This is a genomic window from Streptomyces spongiicola (genome assembly GCF_003122365.1).
In the GTDB taxonomy this organism is placed as follows: domain Bacteria; phylum Actinomycetota; class Actinomycetes; order Streptomycetales; family Streptomycetaceae; genus Streptomyces; species Streptomyces spongiicola.
In genome coordinates this window covers 1273756-1289012 of record NZ_CP029254.1, presented here as the reverse complement: position 1 = coordinate 1289012, position 15257 = coordinate 1273756, and the positions used below count along the sequence as shown (strand labels likewise).

Below are 15257 nucleotides of genomic sequence, written 5' to 3'. Positions count from 1 at the left end.
CCTGTCCCGGCCACACCCACCCCACCCCTCCCGCAAGTCCCCACCCGCCCCACCCGCCCCGACCGCCCGGTCGATGTCTCGCCGCACCCGCGGCGCGAGGAGAGTCCGTGACCACCGACGCACCGCCGCCCGCCGGGAGCAGGGACCTCGGTCCCGACCGGCTCACGACCGAACGATTCGTCGAGGTGCAGGACAGCGCGGAGTTCGCCGAACTGCGCCGCGCACACCGGTCCTTCGCCTTCCCGCTGACCGCCGCCTTCATCCTCTGGTACCTGCTGTACGTCCTGCTGTCCAACTACGCGGGCGGCTTCATGGGCACCCGGCTCCTCGGCAACGTCAACGTGGCCTTCGCCCTCGGCCTCGCCCAGTTCGCCACCACCTTCCTCATCGCCTGGTTCTACGCCCGGCACGCGGCCGGGAAGCTCGACCCCCGGGCGGACGCGATCAAGTCCCGTATGGAGGAGGGCGCATGAGCGGCACGGCACTCCAGGCCGCCGGGCTCGCCGCGGCGGGCGACGCCGGCGCGCACCGCCCGCTGATCATCACCCTGTTCGCGGCCTTCGTCGTCGCGACGCTGTTCATCACGGTCTGGGCCGGGCGGCAGACCAAGGACGCCGCCGACTTCTACGCCGGCGGGCGCCAGTTCACCGGCTTCCAGAACGGACTCGCCATCTCCGGCGACTACATGTCCGCCGCGTCCTTCCTCGGCATCGCCGGCGCCATCGCCCTCTTCGGGTACGACGGCTTCCTGTACTCCATCGGCTTCCTGGTGGCCTGGCTGGTCGCCCTGCTGCTGGTGGCCGAACCCCTGCGCAACTCCGGCCGGTTCACCATGGGCGACGTCCTCGCCTACCGCATGCGGCAGCGGCCCGTCCGCACCGCGGCCGGCACCTCCACCATCGTCGTCTCGATCTTCTACCTGCTCGCCCAGATGGCGGGCGCCGGCGTGCTGGTCTCCCTGCTGCTCGGCATCACCAGCGACGCGGGGAAGATCGCCATCGTCGGCCTCGTCGGCGTGCTGATGGTCCTCTACGTCACCGTCGGCGGGATGAAGGGCACCACCTGGGTGCAGATGGTCAAGGCGGTCCTGCTGATCGCGGGCACCCTGCTCATCACCTTCCTGGTGCTGTGGAAGTTCGACTTCGACGTCTCCGCTCTGCTCGGCACCGCGGCCGAGCAGAGCGGCAAGGGCGCGGCCTTCCTGGAACCCGGTCTCAAGTACGGCGCCACCGGCACCTCCAAGCTGGACTTCCTGTCACTCGGCATCGCCCTGGTGCTCGGCACCGCCGGCCTGCCGCACATCCTGATCCGCTTCTACACCGTGCCCACCGCCAGGGCCGCCCGAAAGTCGGTCATCTGGGCCATCGGCATCATCGGCTCCTTCTACCTGATGACGATCGCGCTGGGCTTCGGCGCGGCCGCCCTGGTCGGCCCGGAGGAGATCACGGCCTCCAACAAGGCCGGCAACACGGCGGCACCGCTGCTCGCCCTGCACGTCGGCGGCGCCGACACCGCCGGCGGCGCGATCCTGCTGGCCGTGATCTCGGCGGTGGCGTTCGCCACCATCCTCGCCGTCGTCGCCGGGCTCACCCTGGCCTCCTCCTCGTCGTTCGCGCACGACATCTACGCCAACGTCATCCGCAGGGGGCAGGCCACCGAGAAGGAGGAGGTCCGCGCGGCCCGCTGGGCGACCGTCCTCATCGGCGTCGTCTCCATCGCCCTGGGGGCCATGGCCCGCGACCTGAACGTGGCCGGCCTGGTGGCGCTCGCCTTCGCGGTCGCCGCCTCGGCGAACCTGCCGACGATCCTCTACAGCCTGTTCTGGAGGAGGTTCACGACCTCCGGCGCCCTGTGGTCGATCTACGGCGGCCTGCTCTCCTCGGTGGTGCTCGTGCTGTTCTCCCCGGTCGTCTCGGGCAAGCCCACGTCCATGTTCCCCTCGGCGGACTTCGCCTGGTTCCCGCTGGAGAACCCCGGACTCGTCTCCATCCCGCTGGGCTTCCTGCTCGGCTGGGCCGGCTCCCTGCTGTCGAAGGACGAGCCGGACCGGGGCAAGTACGCGGAGCTGGAGGTCAAGTCCCTCACGGGCGTCGGCGCCCACTGAGGAGGAAACCGCCGTACGCCCTTACGCGGCCGCGTCGTAGGCTCCTACGACGCGGCCGTGCCGTACCTCGTGGCAAACGGCACCTGCCGTTGTCGGAGGTCTCGCGTAGGCTCACCAGTAGTACGCGTCATCACTCGCCGGACGAGTGCCGGCACGACTTCCGGACACGGGGGAGGGGGCCTCACAGTGCTCATCGACACCTACGGCCGAGCGGCCACCGACCTGCGGGTCTCGCTCACCGACCGCTGCAATCTCCGCTGCTCGTACTGCATGCCGGAGGAGGGCCTGCAGTGGCTCTCGAAGTCCACCCTGCTGACGGACGACGAGATCGTCCGGCTCGTCCGCGTCGCGGTGACCACGCTCGGGATCACCGAGGTCCGCTTCACCGGCGGCGAGCCGCTGCTGCGGCCGGGGCTCGTCGGGATAGTGGAGCGCTGCGCCGCGCTGCGGCCCCGCCCCAGACTGTCGCTCACCACCAACGGCATCGGCCTGAAGCGCACCGCGACGGCCCTGAGGGCCGCAGGGCTCGACCGGGTCAACGTCTCGCTGGACACGCTCCGCCCCGACGTCTTCAGGACGCTCACCCGGCGCGACCGCCACCACGACGTCATCGACGGCCTGCGGGCCGCCCGGGACGCCGGCCTCACCCCCGTCAAGGTCAACACGGTGCTGATGCCCGGGCTCAACGAGGACGAGGCACCCGAGCTGCTGGCCTGGGCCGTGGAGCACGCCTACGAGCTGCGCTTCATCGAGCAGATGCCGCTGGACGCACAGCACGGCTGGAAGCGCGACGGGATGATCACCGCAGACGACATCCTGGAGTCGCTGCGCACCCGCTTCGACCTCGCACCCGAGGGCGACCGGGCGCGTGGCTCCGCACCCGCGGAGCGCTGGCTGGTGGACGGCGGCCCGCATAGGGTCGGAGTCATCGCCTCCGTCACCCGCCCCTTCTGCAGCGCCTGCGACCGCACCCGCCTCACCGCCGACGGCCAGGTCCGCACCTGCCTGTTCGCACGAGAGGAGACCGACCTCCGCGGCGCGCTGCGCTCCGGCGCACCGGACGAGGAGATCGCCCGGATCTGGAAGGAGGCCATGTGGGGCAAGAAGGCGGGTTCGGGGCTGGACGACCCGGAGTTCCTTCAGCCGCAGCGCCCGATGTCAGCCATCGGCGGCTGAGCCGGGCCCCTCGCCGGGCGGCGGGCTCTCCCACTCGCCGAGCGTCACCACGTCCTTGAGGAAGCCGCGCACCCCGAGGAAAGCGGACAGATGCTCGCGGTGCTCCTCGCAGGCCAGCCATGTCTTGCGGCGCTCGGGCGGATGCAGCTTCGGGTTGTTCCAGGCCAGCACCCACACGGCGGCGGCTCGGCAGCCCTTCGCGGAGCAGACGGGGGTCTCGGCGCTCACCGGGTCGGTAGTCACCGGATCATTGTCCACAACGCCGCGACGCCGAGCAGCCACGGGGGGAGCTGCCCGGCGTCGGTCCGTCGCTCCGACGGGGGATGCGGAGCGCACTGGCAGTATGTCACGCGGAACGGTCCGTGGTGCACCGGAACTTCATGATTGGTCTGAAGCTTTTCCCGGGGTTCCGGGGGTCGGGGTTCCCGGGCTCCTTCCGGGCTTCCCGGCGCGCGTGCCTCGGCCGCGCCGTCCGCCCGGGCCGTTCACCCGCGCCGTCCGCCCGGGCGGTTCACCCGCGCCGGTACTCCCGTTCCGGCGCATCCTGCGCCCGGCCCCCGGCGCCGCCCTCGGCGGGTGTCCGCTCCTCGTGAGCGGGGTGCTCCGCCTCCTCCGGCGCAGGCCGCGACGCGGGAGGGCCGCTCTCGAGCGCCTGCCGGGTGGGCGCGGGCACGAACGTGGCGAGGGGCCTCGGGGCGCTCTCCCGGCCCGCGTTGGCGATCACCACGGCGATGTAGGGCAGGGTCGCTCCCAGCACGAGCGCCACGATCGCCACATGGCGTTCGACGTTCCACAGGACCGCGGCCAGGATCACCGCGAGGGTGCGGACCGACATGGAGATCACATACCGGCGCTGGCGTCCGCGCACGTCGTCGGCCAGACCCTGCCGTGCGCCGGTGATCCGGAAGACCTCGGTCTCCTTGTGGTTCCGCATGTCGTTCCGCCGCTCAGCCGCCGCGCCGGGCCCTCCCCGGCGCGCACCTTCTTCCACCGTACGCCGCGGTTCCGCCGCTTTCGAGCCCGGGCCCCCGTGTCCGGCCGCCGGCCGGACACGGGGACCCGTACCGCACGCGTCGCGGTCCGACATGCGCCGTGTGACGGATGCGTCGAAACTGTCCGTGACCGATCACGTCGATCCGAATGCGGGAGGCAGCCATGGGCTGGTTGTGGGCGATCATCGTCGGATTCGTGCTGGGGTTGATCGCCAAGGCGATCCTGCCGGGAAAGCAGCACAGTCCGCTCTGGCTCATCACGATCTTCGGCATCATCGGCGGCATCATCGGAAACGCCCTCGCGGGAGCCTTCGGGATCGCGGCGACCCCCGGAATCGACTGGGGCCGCCATGCCCTGCAGATCATCGCCGCCCTGGTCGTCGTCGGCGTCGGCGACATGCTGTACATCGCCGTCCGGGGCAGGAAGAAGGTGGCCTGACGGACGAGCCGTTGCGCCCGCCGCGCCTCCGGACACCCGGAGCGAGCGGCCCGCGGCGGCCGGACGGGAGCGCGCCCCGTCCGGCCGCCGGATCGTGTGGCGCCGCGGCCGGTGCCCCGGGCGGGCCTCAGCCGCCCGCGACCTCGATCGCGGCCAGGTTCTTCTTGCCGCGGCGCAGCACCAGCCAGCGCCCGTGCAGCAGTTCACCGGCGGCCGGGACGGCGTCCTCGGCGGCCACCTTCACGTTGTTCACGTAGGCCCCGCCCTCCTTGATGGTGCGGCGGGCGGCCGACTTGCTCGCCACCAGCCCGACCTCCGCGAAGAGGTCCGCCACCGCGAGAGGCTCCGCCACCCGCGCGTGCGGCAGCTCGGAGAGCGCAGCGGCGAGGGTCGCCTCGTCCAGCTCACCCAGGTCGCCCTGCCCGAACAGCGCCTTCGACGCGGCGATGACGGCGGCGCACTGGCCGGCGCCGTGCACCAGGGTCGTCAGCTCCTCGGCCAGCGCCCGCTGAGCGGCGCGGGCCTGCGGCCGCTCCCCGGTGAGCCGCTCCAGCTCCGCCAGCTCCGCACGGCTGCGGAAGCTGAGGATCCGCATGTACCGGGAGACATCGCGGTCGTCCACGTTCAGCCAGAACTGGTAGAACGCGTACGGCGTCGTCATCTCCGGGTCCAGCCAGACCGCGCCGCCCTCGGTCTTGCCGAACTTGCTGCCGTCCGCCTTGGTCATCAGCGGCGTGGCGAGCGCGTGCACGTTCGCGTGCGGCTCCAGGCGGTGGATCAGGTCCAGACCGGCGGTCAGATTGCCCCACTGGTCGCTGCCGCCCTGCTGAAGGGTGCAGCCGTGGCGCCGGTACAGCTCCAGGAAGTCCATGCCCTGCAGCAGCTGGTAGCTGAACTCCGTGTAGCTGATGCCCTGGTCGGACTCGAGCCGGCGGGCGACCGAGTCCTTCGTCAGCATCTTGTTGACGCGGAAGTGCTTGCCGACGTCCCGGAGGAACTCGATGGCGGACATGCCCGCCGTCCAGTCCAGGTTGTTGACCATGACCGCCGCGTTGTCGCCCTCGAAGGACAGGAACGGCTCGATCTGGGCGCGGACCCGGTCCACCCAGGCCGCGACGGTCTCCGGGTCGTTCAGGGTGCGCTCGGCCGTCGGCTTGGGGTCGCCGATCTGGCCGGTGGCCCCGCCCACCAGCGCAAGCGGGCGGTGCCCCGCCTGCTGGAGCCGGCGCATGGTGAGCGCCTGCACCAGATGGCCGACGTGCAGGCTGGGCGCGGTCGGGTCGAAGCCGCAGTAGAACGTGACGGGACCGTCCGCGAGCGCCTTGCGCAAAGCGTCCTCGTCGGTGGACAGGGCGAACAGCCCGCGCCACTTCAGCTCGTCGACGATGTCCGTCACGGTTCCGGTTCTCCTCGAACAGTGGAATGAAGGTGATGGCCGCCCCGGGGCGGCACCCAGCAGTCTATGGGTTGCCCCCGGGGCCCCTGACTCCCCGGCACGGGGAGTACGGAGCCCCGGGCGTCCCCGACGGGGGGAGTACGCGCCCCCGGCCGTCCCTGGTGGGGGAGTGCGCGCCCCCGGGCGTCCCCGCGCGGGGCGGCCCGAGCCCGAGCGCTCGGACGCCCCGGGCCTCGGACCTCCCACCGGCTCCGGACGCCCCGGCCCGGTCTCAGACGCCCCGGCTGACCGAGCTCATGTTGAAGTCCGGGACGCGCAGCGCCGGCATGGCCGCCCTGGTGAACCAGTCGCCCCACTCCCGCGGCAGCGTCTTCTCCGTCCGCCCGGCCTCCTGGGCCCGCGACAGCAGGTCGACGGGTGACTCGTTGAAGCGGAAGTTGTTCACCTCCCCGGTGACCTCGCCGTTCTCCACGAGATAGACCCCGTCCCTGGTCAGCCCGGTCAGCAGCAGCGTGGCCGGGTCGACCTCCCGGATGTACCACAGGCAGGTCAGCAGCAGGCCGCGCCCGGTCGACGCCACCATCTCCTCCAGCGAGCGCCCACCGCCCGCGTCCACGATCAGGTTGTCCGCGGCGGGGGAGACCGGCAGCCCGGTCAGACGCGCGCTGTGCCGCGTGGTGGTGAGCCGCTCCAGCGTGCCGTCGCGCACCCACTCGGTCGCGGGAACCGCCAGACCGTTGTCGAACACCGAGGCGTCGCCGCCGGAGGAGTGCGCGATCACGAACGGAGCGCACTCGAGACCCGGCTCGTCCGGGTCGCTGCGGAGGGTGAGCGGCAGCTCCGACAGCCGCTCGCCGACACGGGTGCCGCCGCCGGGCCTGGAGAAGACCGTGCGGCCCTCGACCGCGTCCCGGCCCGAGGACGACCACAGCTGGTAGATCAGCAGGTCCGCGACGGCGGTCGGCGGCAGCAGCGTCTCGTACCGGCCCGCCGGCAGGTCGATCCGGCGCCGCGCCCAGCCCAGCCGGGTCGCGAGTTCGGCGTCCAGGGCCGCCGGGTCGACGTCCTTGAAGTCCCGGGTCGAGCGCCCCGACCAGGCCGAGCGGCTGCGGTCCGGTGACTTCGCGTTCAGCTCCAGCGTCCCGTTGGGCTGGTCGTGGCGCAGCCGCACCCCCGTGGACGTCCCCAGGTACGTGGAGGTCAGCTCGTGGTTGGCGAAGCCGTACAGCTCACGGCCGCCCGAGCGGGCCCGGGCGAAGGACTCGCCCAGCGCGGGAGCGAAGTCGGCGAACACGGCCGAGGAGGTCTCCGCCGGGGCGTCGGTGAAGTCACCCGCCACCGGGACGCCCCTCACCAGTGGCTGCGCGTCCTCGGCGGGGCCCGCGGCCCGTGCGGCGGCCTCGGCCGCCCGAACCAGCGGCTCGAGGTCCGCGACCGTCACCGCCGACCGGGACACCACACCGGACGCGGCGCCCTGCGTCCCGTCCACCGTCGCGATCACGGTGAGGGTGCGGCCCCGGGTCACGCCGTTCGTGGTGAGGGTGTTCCCGGCCCAGCGGAGATTGGCCGAGGAGTGCTCGTCGGCGATGACGACACAGCCGTCCGCCGTGGACAGGTCCAGCGCACGCTCGACGATCTCGTGCGGCTTGCTGACGGGGCTCATCGGCCGGCCTCCTGGGTGGTGTTCAAGATGTTGACGCCGCGGAACAGCGCGGACGGGCAGCCGTGCGAGACGGCCGCGACCTGGCCCGGCTGGGCCTTGCCGCAGTTGAAGGCGCCTCCCAGGACATACGTCTGCGGGCCCCCGACCTTCTCCAGCGACCCCCAGAAATCGGTCGTCGTCGCCTGGTAGGCGACATCGCGCAGCTGCCCGGCCAGCCGGCCGTTCTCGATGCGGTAGAAGCGCTGGCCGGTGAACTGGAAGTTGTACCGCTGCATGTCGATCGACCAGGACCGGTCCCCGACGACGTAGACGCCCCGCTCCACCCCGCCGATCAGGTCCTCCGTCGACAGTCCGCCCGGTTCCGGACGGAGCGACACGTTCGCCATCCGCTGCACCGGGACGTGCGACGGCGAGTCGGCGAAGGCGCAGCCGTTGGAGCGGCCGAGGCCCGTCAGCCGCGCGATCCGCCGGTCGAGCTGGTAGCCGACCAGCGTGCCGTCGCGCACCAGGTCCCAGCTCTGCGCCTGCACGCCCTCGTCGTCGTACCCGACCGTCGCCAGCCCGTGCTCCGCGGTCCGGTCCCCGGTCACGTTCATCACCGCCGAGCCGTAGCGCAGCTTCCCCAGCCGGTCGAAGGTGGCGAACGAGGTGCCCGCGTACGCCGCCTCGTAGCCCAGCGCCCGGTCAAGCTCGGTGGCGTGCCCGATCGACTCGTGGATCGTCAGCCACAGGTTCGACGGGTCCACGACGAGGTCGTACGTCCCCGCCTCGACACTCGGCGCGCGCATCTTGGCGGCCAGCAGCTCCGGGATCTCCTCCAGCTCCGATTCCCAGTTCCAGCCGGTGCCGGTCAGGTACTCCCAGCCGCGGCCCACCGGCGGCGCGATGGTGCGCATGGAGTCGAACTCGCCGGTCGTCTCGTCCACCGCGACCGCCGTGAGCTGCGGATGCAGCCGCACCCGCTGCTGAGTGGTGACCGTGCCCGCCGTGTCGGCATAGAACTTGTTCTCGTGCACGGTCAGCAGCGAGGCGTCCACGTGCGCCACGCCGTCCGCCCGCAGCAGCCGCGCGCTCCAGTCCGCGAGCAGCGCGGACTTCTCCTCGTCCGGGACGCCGAACGGGTCGGTCTCGTAGGAGGAGACCCAGGTGCGGTCCGCGTGCACCGGCTCGTCGGCCAGCTCGACCCTCTCGTCCGAGCCGGCCGCCGCGATCACCTTCGCCGACAGCCTGGCCATCGCCACGGCCTGCCCGGCCACCCTGGCGGCGCCGTCCGGCGTCAGATCGACACCGGACGCGAACCCCCAGGCCCCGCCGTGCACCACCCGCACCGCGTACCCCAGATCGGTGGTGTCGGACGAGCCGGCCGGCTTCGCGTCCCGCAGCCGCCACGAGCCGCTGCGCACCCGCTCCAGCCGGAAGTCGGCGTGCTGGGCGCCGAGGGAACGCGCCCGCGCCAGCGCCGCGTCGGCGAGCGCCCGCAGCGGTAGCGCCAGGAATGACTGATCGATCTCATGGGGCACGACCGGGGGTCCCTTCGGGAAGCTCAGCGGCGATGGGCTGTCACTGTCAGCGGAAGTGAATCACGGACCCGGGGACCTGAACGCCGGGAAATCCGCGAGCGGGAGCACGAAACGGGCGGGCACGGAACCAGCTTCCGTGCCCGCCCGCGCGATCGATCGGCTCGGTGTCTGCCCAGCCGGCTCAGCGGGCCGGGTAGGCGCCCGCCGTGTGTGCGGTGAACGCCGTCCATGCCGTCGGCGTGACGACGAGGGGGCGGATGCGCGTGTCCTTGGAGTCGCGGATGTGGACCGTCTGGGGACGCAGGGCGATCTCGACGCAGTTGTCGCCCTCGCTGCCGCTGTAGCTGCTCTTGAACCAGGCCAGTTCGGTGCTCATGGCGTCTGATCAGTTCGGCGCCGGCTCAGCGGGCCGGGTATGAGCGCGCAGCAAGTGTGGTGAACGCCGTCCATGCCGTCGGCGTGACGACGAGGGGGCGGATGCGCGTGTCCTTGGAGTCGCGGATGTGGACCGTCTGGGGACGCAGGGCGATCTCGACGCAGTTGTCGCCCTCGCCGCCGCTGTAGCTGCTCTTGAACCAGCGCAGCTGATCAGTGGTGCTCATAGTGCTCCTCGCATCCGTTTCAGCAGGCTCGCAGTAGCCCGGCAGTCCAAGGCCTGGGAACGCAGTGTGCCATAGCGCTGGAGGAGGACACTCAGGTCGTTCGGGGCAGTGATCAGGTTGCTGGACCGCTGCCCTTCGGTGTAGCCGATCCACTGGTGGGACGGCGTCTCGGCCAGGTACATCTGTCCCTCCACACCACAGTGGTCCTCTTGCCGAAGCGGCATGACCTGGATCTCGATGTTGTGCCGCTGCCCAACGTGGAGAAGATGATCGATGACTTCTCTCGCGACGGTGGATCCTCCAACACGCCGTTCCAGAATGCCTTGTTCGATGACGAAGCTGAAGGCGGTGTTCGGCCGAGTCGTCAGGAGGTCCTGCCTCTCCAGCCTCGCGCATACCTGCCGCCCGACCTGCTCCTGTGAGAGCGGCGGCAGATTGCGCTCGAACACCGCCCGGATGTACCCCTCCGGCTGCAGCAGCCCCGGTACCGCCCGGCACTCGTACGCGTACAGGGAGATCGCCTCCTCCTCGACCCCCGCCCACTGCCGGAACCACGACGCCAGCCCCGCCCTCCGCGTCAGGCTCTTCGCCGCCGCGGTGAGGACCTTGAGCGCGACCGGTCCCAGTACCTCCTCCGCCCGTGCGGGCAGGTCCGCCGGGGGGAACCGCTTGCCCTGCTCGATCTTGGCGACATACGCGGCCGAGTACCGCACCCGTCGCGCGAACTCCTCCTGCGTCAGGCCGGACTCCTCCCGCAGTGCCTTCAGGACGACACCGAAGGTCCTCAGGCTGTCGGAGAGCTCCGCCTCACCGCCGTTCGTACCGCCGCCGCCTCCGCCGTGGTCCGTCCTCATCGCCGCCGCGCCTCCCGTGCCCATGCTTTCGCGCCCCGCCCGACCCCGCCCAACCCGTCCAGGGTCACGCACGGTGACCCACCCGGTCCAGAGTGTGCACTGGTACAGCGACATGTGTATGGGTGTCGTACCTGTTGGGGCGGGTGGCGGGCCGGGAACGCTGGGCGCATGCCAGCGTCACCCGCCCAAGAGGCCGTTACCGTAAGTGTGTTCGTGCAGCGCTTCTCCGCCACGCGCCGTGGGGCCCGTCTCGCCCGCCGGCTCGCCACGCACCACCTGGACCTGTGGCACCTGCCGTACGGCGGTACCGCGTCCGACACCGTCGCCCTCGTCGTCGCCGAACTCGCGGCCAACGCGGCCCTGCACGGCCGCGTCCCCGGGCGCGACTTCGAACTGCGGCTCGGCTACGACCGCTCGGCCGGCGTCGTCCGCGTCGAGGTGTCCGACACCCACCCCGGGCGGCCCGGGCTCTGCGGGACGGCGGCTCCGGGGCCCGCGGATGCGGAAGGCGGCCGAGGACTGCTCGTGGTCGCGGCCGTCGCCGCGCGCTGGGGCGTCGACGACCGGCAGGGGCCGGGCAAGACGGTGTGGGCGGAGTGCGCGGTCCCCGTACCGGGTGATCCGCGTCAGGCATGCCCGGTCCGGGCCTAGTCGAAGATCGTCTTCCGCTGCCCCGCGGGGCGCCGGTCGCGCGGACACCGGGAACCAGGGCGACTGTAGGGACCCGACAGTGCAGCCGCGACGCCACTGTCAGGGGTCGATCCCTCGGTACGGGGGCCGGTACCGATAGGTTCTCGCAGTATCAGACCGCTATCGAAAGGGTGATCCGTTGAGCCGCTCGGTTCTCGTCACCGGAGGAAACCGGGGCATCGGCCTCGCCATCGCCCGTGCTTTCGCCGAGGCCGGAGACAAGGTCGCGATCACGTACCGGTCCGGCGAGCCGCCGGCGGAGCTCACCGAGCTGGGCTTCCTGCCCGTCCGCTGCGACATCACCGACGCCGAACAGGTGGAGCAGGCCTACAAGGAGATCGAGGAGAAGCACGGCCCCGTGGAGGTGCTCGTCGCGAACGCCGGCGTCACCCGGGACCAGCTGCTGATGCGGATGTCCGAGGAGGACTTCGTCTCCGTCCTCGACACCAACCTCACCGGCGCGTTCCGTGTCGTGAAGCGCGCCAACCGCGGCATGCTGCGGGCCAAGAAGGGCCGCGTCGTGCTGATCTCCTCCGTGGTCGGGCTGCTCGGCTCGGCCGGCCAGGCCAACTACGCCGCCTCCAAGGCCGGACTGGTGGGCTTCGCCCGGTCCCTCGCCCGGGAGCTCGGCTCGCGGAACATCACCTTCAACGTCGTCGCGCCCGGCTTCGTCGACACCGACATGACCAAGGTGCTCAGCGACGAGCAGCGTGCGGGCATCGTCTCGCAGGTCCCGCTCGGCCGTTACGCGCAGCCGGAGGAGATCGCCGCCGCCGTGCGGTTCCTCGCCTCCGACGACGCCTCGTACATCACTGGAGCCGTCATCCCGGTTGACGGCGGATTGGGCATGGGTCACTGATCACATGAGTGGAATCCTCGCCGGCAAGCGCATCCTCATCACCGGTGTGCTGATGGAGTCCTCCATCGCCTTCCACGCCGCGAAGCTGGCCCAGGAGCAGGGTGCGGAGATCATCCTGACCGCGTTCCCCCGGCCCACGCTGACCGAGCGCATCGCCAGGAAGCTTCCCGAGCCGACCAGGGTCGTCGAGCTCGACGTCACCGACGACGAGCACCTGGGGCGGCTGGAGGAGATCGTCCGGGCAGAGCTCGGCGGGCTGGACGGCGTCGTCCACTCCATCGGCTTCGCCCCGCAGGACGCCCTCGGCGGCAACTTCCTGAACACCCCGTTCGAGTCCGTCTCGACCGCGATGCACGTCTCGGCGTTCTCGCTGAAGTCGCTGACCATGGCCTGCCTGCCGCTGTTCCCGCACGAGGGCGGTTCGGTGGTCGGTCTGACCTTCGACGCCCAGTTCGCCTGGCCGCAGTACGACTGGATGGGCCCGGCCAAGGCGGCGCTGGAGGCCACCAGCCGCTACATGGCGCGCGACCTCGGCAAGCAGAACGTCCGCTGCAACCTGATCTCCGCAGGACCGATCGGCTCCATGGCCGCCAAGTCCATCCCGGGCTTCACCGAACTGGCGGACGTCTGGAACCACCGCTCCCCGCTGGAGTGGGACATGGCCGACCCGGAGCCGGCCGGCCGCGGCATCGTCGCGCTGCTGTCCGACTGGTTCCCGAAGACCACGGGCGAGATCATCCATGTCGACGGTGGCGTGCACATGATGGGCGCGTAACACAGCGTCACTCCGGACGGCCGTCACCCGGTCGCTTTCGACGCCCCGGTCACCCGCTGTGTGCGGGCGGCCGGGGCGTCGCCCGTTCGGGCCAACGCAGCGGGCGGGCCGGCACCCGGCCGGGTGACCCTGGAGAGGCAATCCCTCCCTTGTGGTGCAGCAGCGGCGCATGCCGCAGTACGGCCGAGGAGGTCCTGGTTGTGGGTATGCCGTGGCGATCCGCGTCGGTGCTCGGGGTGCTCGGGCTGCTGGTGTGGCCCGCCGCCCCCACGGCGGCCGTCTCCGGGCCGTACGAGCCCGCGCCCCGGCCCTTCGGGGCCTCCTGCAGTGTCTACGTCGAGGGCTCCAGGGCCACGGCACACTGCCACAACCCGTATCTGGACACGGACCGGGTGCAGCTGCACGTCGAGTGCGAACGCTGGTGGGACGTGGACGCGGACAGCGCACCCGTCGACCTCGGCCCGACCGGCCGCGCCACGCTCGCCGAACGCTGCTGGAAGGAGATCCGCAGTGTGCGGGTGAGCCATCTGCGGCGCTGACTGCGGGGCTGCGGGACTGCCGGGCTGCGGGACTGCCGGGCTGCGGGGCTGCCGGGCTGCGGGACTGCCGGGCTGCGGGACTGCGGGACTGCTGAACGGCGGGGGCGTCCTCGCGGGCCGGGACCGCGCGATCGGGGACGAGGCCGGGATGCGACACTGACTCCATGCCTGTGCTCGACCCGAACCCCCCGAACGGCCAGAAGAAGCTCCTGCTCGTCTTCGGCGCGATGATCGGCATCACGGTGATCATCGGAGTCATCGCCTCGATCGCCTCGCCCTGACCGCCCCGGCGGACCGCACCCACCGTGCCCACCGTGCCCACCGTGCCCACGGTCCCCTAGGGGGTGGGTGTCAGGGGGAAGTGGGTGGCCCGACGGATGTGCGGCCGGGGCCATGATCCGTAGGTTGGAGGCAGCTCAACGGGAGCCCAGCTTCGGACCTCACGGAGGCGGCCATGTCGGCCCGTACGCACCCCCGGCAGCACGCTCCGGACGCCATCGGCGGCGACGCCGGGGCGAGGAGCGACGGTGGCGGACCGAGGGCCGTGGCCACCGTGCCTCGTGGTGCGGCCACCGTGCCGAGGACCGTGACCACCGGGCCGACGGCCGTGGCCACCCTGCCGCCGGGTGCGGCTGCCGGACCGAGGCCGGGCGGACCGAGGTCAGGCGGGCTGAGGGCTGCCGGATTGAGATCGGGCGGACCGAGGGCAGGCGGCACCGGACTGCGGTGGTGGTCCGTCGTCCTGCCGGTGGTCGGCTTCTCCGTACTGTTCCTGCTCATGACCGGGGCGGGGCAGGCGCAGGCGGCCGCTCCCCCCTCACCGCTGTCCTTCCTCGGCTGGATCCAGCTGGCCCTGAGCGGTTTCTGAACCGGGCGCCTCGCCCGCCCCGCCGGGCCCCGCGATCTGCTCCCCCTTCGTACGGTCACCCCTCAACACCCGGCGACCGGTGGCTGATTTCATGCGAAGCTGGGGAGCATGAGCGCCGATACACCGCGAAGGATCGCCCTACTCCGCCATGCGAAGGCCGACTGGCCTCAGGTGTCCGACCACGAGCGGCCGCTCGCCGACCGGGGCCGCATGGACGCCCCCGTCGCCGGCCGCAAGCTCGCCGACACCGGCATCCCCTTCGACCTCGCCCTGTGCTCGACCGCCACGAGGACCCGCGAGACCTGGAAGCTCGCGGTGCAGGAGTTGCCCGAGCGGCCCAGGACCGTGTACGAGGAGCGGCTCTACGAGGCATCCCTCGGAGACCTTCTCGCGCTGCTCAACGAGACCCCGGACGAGGTCGGCGACCTGCTGCTCATCGGTCACAACCCCGGGATGCACGCCCTCGCCGACGCCCTCTCGGACCGGGGGGAGGGCGACACCCTGCGGCGGATGAGCCGCGGCGGCTTCCCGACCGCGGCGTATGCCGTGATCGGCTTCTCCGGTTCCTGGAAGTCCGTCGAGCACGGCGTGGGCACGCTCCTCGACTACTGGGCCCCGCACGACTGACCGGCCTTCGCCGCCGGGAGCGGCCCGGTGCCCCCGGTGTCCCCGGTGCGCCCGGCCGGCAGGCCCGGCGCGCACCGGGCCTGCCCACCCGGCGGCCTGCCCACCCGGCGGCCTGCCCACCCGGCGGGCCACCGCCCGTGCCGCCCCACCCGA

The 15257-nt window shown here is 71.8% G+C and carries 19 protein-coding genes; 11 read left to right on the top strand and 8 right to left on the bottom strand.

The features are described 5' to 3' along the window. Nucleotides 1–107: 107 nt before the first annotated feature. The 3 genes from DDQ41_RS05560 (at nt 108) to moaA (ending at nt 3280) form a co-directional block, all read left to right on the top strand. Nucleotides 108–473 (top strand): DUF485 domain-containing protein, encoded by a 366-nt coding sequence (locus DDQ41_RS05560; protein ID WP_109293476.1) that lies wholly within the window; start codon nt 108–110, stop codon nt 471–473. After that, complete coding sequence (locus DDQ41_RS05555) at nt 470–2104, top strand: solute symporter family protein (protein WP_109293475.1); 1635 nt, start codon at nt 470–472, stop codon at nt 2102–2104. Before DDQ41_RS05560 ends, DDQ41_RS05555 begins: the two co-directional genes overlap by 4 nt. Nucleotides 2105–2290: 186 nt before the next feature. Then, complete coding sequence (gene moaA, locus DDQ41_RS05550) at nt 2291–3280, top strand: GTP 3',8-cyclase MoaA (RefSeq protein ID WP_109293474.1); 990 nt, start codon at nt 2291–2293, stop codon at nt 3278–3280. Here moaA and DDQ41_RS05545 read toward each other — a convergent pair. Next, nucleotides 3263–3523 carry a hypothetical protein gene (locus DDQ41_RS05545; RefSeq protein WP_109293473.1) on the bottom strand — a complete coding sequence of 87 codons (261 nt, stop codon included), beginning with the start codon at nt 3521–3523 and terminating at the stop codon, nt 3263–3265. The genes moaA and DDQ41_RS05545 overlap by 18 nt on opposite strands. Before the next feature lie 268 nt (nt 3524–3791). Then, a complete protein-coding gene (locus DDQ41_RS05540; protein ID WP_109293472.1) occupies nt 3792–4214 on the bottom strand; it encodes a DUF3099 domain-containing protein in 423 nt (140 codons plus the stop codon). 221 nt (nt 4215–4435) lie between these two features. Here DDQ41_RS05540 and DDQ41_RS05535 point away from each other — a divergent pair, with 221 nt between their 5' ends. Next, nucleotides 4436–4711: a GlsB/YeaQ/YmgE family stress response membrane protein gene (locus DDQ41_RS05535; RefSeq protein ID WP_109293471.1), complete on the top strand. Its 276-nt coding sequence runs from the start codon at nt 4436–4438 to the stop codon at nt 4709–4711. Between the two features lie 127 nt (nt 4712–4838). On the opposite strand, the gene tyrS is transcribed toward DDQ41_RS05535, so the two are convergent. The 6 genes from tyrS to DDQ41_RS05505 all read right to left on the bottom strand — a co-directional run bounded on the left by tyrS (nt 4839) and on the right by DDQ41_RS05505 (nt 10746). Next, nucleotides 4839–6107: a tyrosine--tRNA ligase gene (gene tyrS / locus DDQ41_RS05530; RefSeq protein ID WP_109293470.1), complete on the bottom strand. Its 1269-nt coding sequence runs from the start codon at nt 6105–6107 to the stop codon at nt 4839–4841. Between the two features lie 271 nt (nt 6108–6378). Then, nucleotides 6379–7770 (bottom strand): metallopeptidase TldD-related protein, encoded by a 1392-nt coding sequence (locus DDQ41_RS05525; RefSeq protein WP_109293469.1) that lies wholly within the window; start codon nt 7768–7770, stop codon nt 6379–6381. Next, nucleotides 7767–9290 carry a TldD/PmbA family protein gene (locus tag DDQ41_RS05520; protein ID WP_109293468.1) on the bottom strand — a complete coding sequence of 508 codons (1524 nt, stop codon included), beginning with the start codon at nt 9288–9290 and terminating at the stop codon, nt 7767–7769. The genes DDQ41_RS05525 and DDQ41_RS05520 overlap by 4 nt, the downstream gene beginning before the upstream one ends. A gap of 181 nt (nt 9291–9471) precedes the next feature. Beyond that, the gene (locus DDQ41_RS05515) at nt 9472–9666 is read right to left on the bottom strand and encodes a DUF397 domain-containing protein (protein ID WP_109293467.1); all 195 of its coding nucleotides are present in this window, start codon (nt 9664–9666) and stop codon (nt 9472–9474) included. A 25-nt stretch (nt 9667–9691) separates the two neighbouring features. After that, nucleotides 9692–9892, bottom strand: a complete 201-nt coding sequence (locus DDQ41_RS05510) for a DUF397 domain-containing protein (protein WP_109293466.1) — start codon at nt 9890–9892, stop codon at nt 9692–9694. After that, nucleotides 9889–10746: a helix-turn-helix domain-containing protein gene (locus DDQ41_RS05505; protein WP_109293465.1), complete on the bottom strand. Its 858-nt coding sequence runs from the start codon at nt 10744–10746 to the stop codon at nt 9889–9891. The genes DDQ41_RS05510 and DDQ41_RS05505 overlap by 4 nt, the downstream gene beginning before the upstream one ends. Nucleotides 10747–10953: 207 nt before the next feature. On the opposite strand from DDQ41_RS05505, the gene DDQ41_RS05500 reads away from it, so the two are divergent. The 7 genes from DDQ41_RS05500 to DDQ41_RS05475 all read left to right on the top strand — a co-directional run bounded on the left by DDQ41_RS05500 (nt 10954) and on the right by DDQ41_RS05475 (nt 15104). After that, nucleotides 10954–11397 (top strand): ATP-binding protein, encoded by a 444-nt coding sequence (locus DDQ41_RS05500; protein WP_109293464.1) that lies wholly within the window; start codon nt 10954–10956, stop codon nt 11395–11397. A gap of 178 nt (nt 11398–11575) precedes the next feature. Beyond that, entirely contained in the window at nt 11576–12295 is a 720-nt protein-coding gene (gene fabG, locus DDQ41_RS05495; protein WP_109293463.1) for a 3-oxoacyl-[acyl-carrier-protein] reductase, read from the top strand. Between the two features lie 4 nt (nt 12296–12299). Then, a complete protein-coding gene (gene fabI / locus DDQ41_RS05490) occupies nt 12300–13070 on the top strand; it encodes an enoyl-ACP reductase FabI (RefSeq protein ID WP_109293462.1) in 771 nt (256 codons plus the stop codon). A gap of 206 nt (nt 13071–13276) precedes the next feature. Further along, complete coding sequence (locus DDQ41_RS05485) at nt 13277–13609, top strand: hypothetical protein (protein ID WP_109293461.1); 333 nt, start codon at nt 13277–13279, stop codon at nt 13607–13609. A 164-nt stretch (nt 13610–13773) separates the two neighbouring features. After that, nucleotides 13774–13890 carry an SGM_5486 family transporter-associated protein gene (locus DDQ41_RS32260; protein WP_262508362.1) on the top strand — a complete coding sequence of 39 codons (117 nt, stop codon included), beginning with the start codon at nt 13774–13776 and terminating at the stop codon, nt 13888–13890. Between the two features lie 173 nt (nt 13891–14063). Then, entirely contained in the window at nt 14064–14477 is a 414-nt protein-coding gene (locus tag DDQ41_RS05480; RefSeq protein WP_109293460.1) for a hypothetical protein, read from the top strand. A gap of 108 nt (nt 14478–14585) precedes the next feature. Continuing rightward, nucleotides 14586–15104, top strand: coding sequence for a SixA phosphatase family protein (locus DDQ41_RS05475; RefSeq protein ID WP_109293459.1), 519 nt, complete (start codon nt 14586–14588; stop codon nt 15102–15104). The last annotated feature ends 153 nt before the right edge of the window (nt 15105–15257 follow it).

Bases quoted from the DNA above. Each gene is read 5' to 3' on its own strand.
- DDQ41_RS05555 (WP_109293475.1), top strand. From the start codon at position 470: ATGAGCGGCACGGCACTCCAGGCCGCCGGGCTCGCCGCGGCGGGCGAC.
- DDQ41_RS05540 (WP_109293472.1), bottom strand. From the start codon at position 4,214: ATGCGGAACCACAAGGAGACCGAGGTCTTCCGGATCACCGGCGCACGG.
- DDQ41_RS05535 (WP_109293471.1), top strand. From the start codon at position 4,436: ATGGGCTGGTTGTGGGCGATCATCGTCGGATTCGTGCTGGGGTTGATC.
- DDQ41_RS05525 (WP_109293469.1), bottom strand. From the start codon at position 7,770: ATGAGCCCCGTCAGCAAGCCGCACGAGATCGTCGAGCGTGCGCTGGAC.
- DDQ41_RS05515 (WP_109293467.1), bottom strand. From the start codon at position 9,666: ATGAGCACCGAACTGGCCTGGTTCAAGAGCAGCTACAGCGGCAGCGAG.
- DDQ41_RS05510 (WP_109293466.1), bottom strand. From the start codon at position 9,892: ATGAGCACCACTGATCAGCTGCGCTGGTTCAAGAGCAGCTACAGCGGC.
- DDQ41_RS05505 (WP_109293465.1), bottom strand. From the start codon at position 10,746: ATGAGGACGGACCACGGCGGAGGCGGCGGCGGTACGAACGGCGGTGAG.
- fabI (WP_109293462.1), top strand. From the start codon at position 12,300: ATGAGTGGAATCCTCGCCGGCAAGCGCATCCTCATCACCGGTGTGCTG.
- DDQ41_RS05485 (WP_109293461.1), top strand. From the start codon at position 13,277: ATGCCGTGGCGATCCGCGTCGGTGCTCGGGGTGCTCGGGCTGCTGGTG.
- DDQ41_RS32260 (WP_262508362.1), top strand. From the start codon at position 13,774: ATGCCTGTGCTCGACCCGAACCCCCCGAACGGCCAGAAGAAGCTCCTG.
- DDQ41_RS05480 (WP_109293460.1), top strand. From the start codon at position 14,064: ATGTCGGCCCGTACGCACCCCCGGCAGCACGCTCCGGACGCCATCGGC.
- DDQ41_RS05475 (WP_109293459.1), top strand. From the start codon at position 14,586: ATGAGCGCCGATACACCGCGAAGGATCGCCCTACTCCGCCATGCGAAG.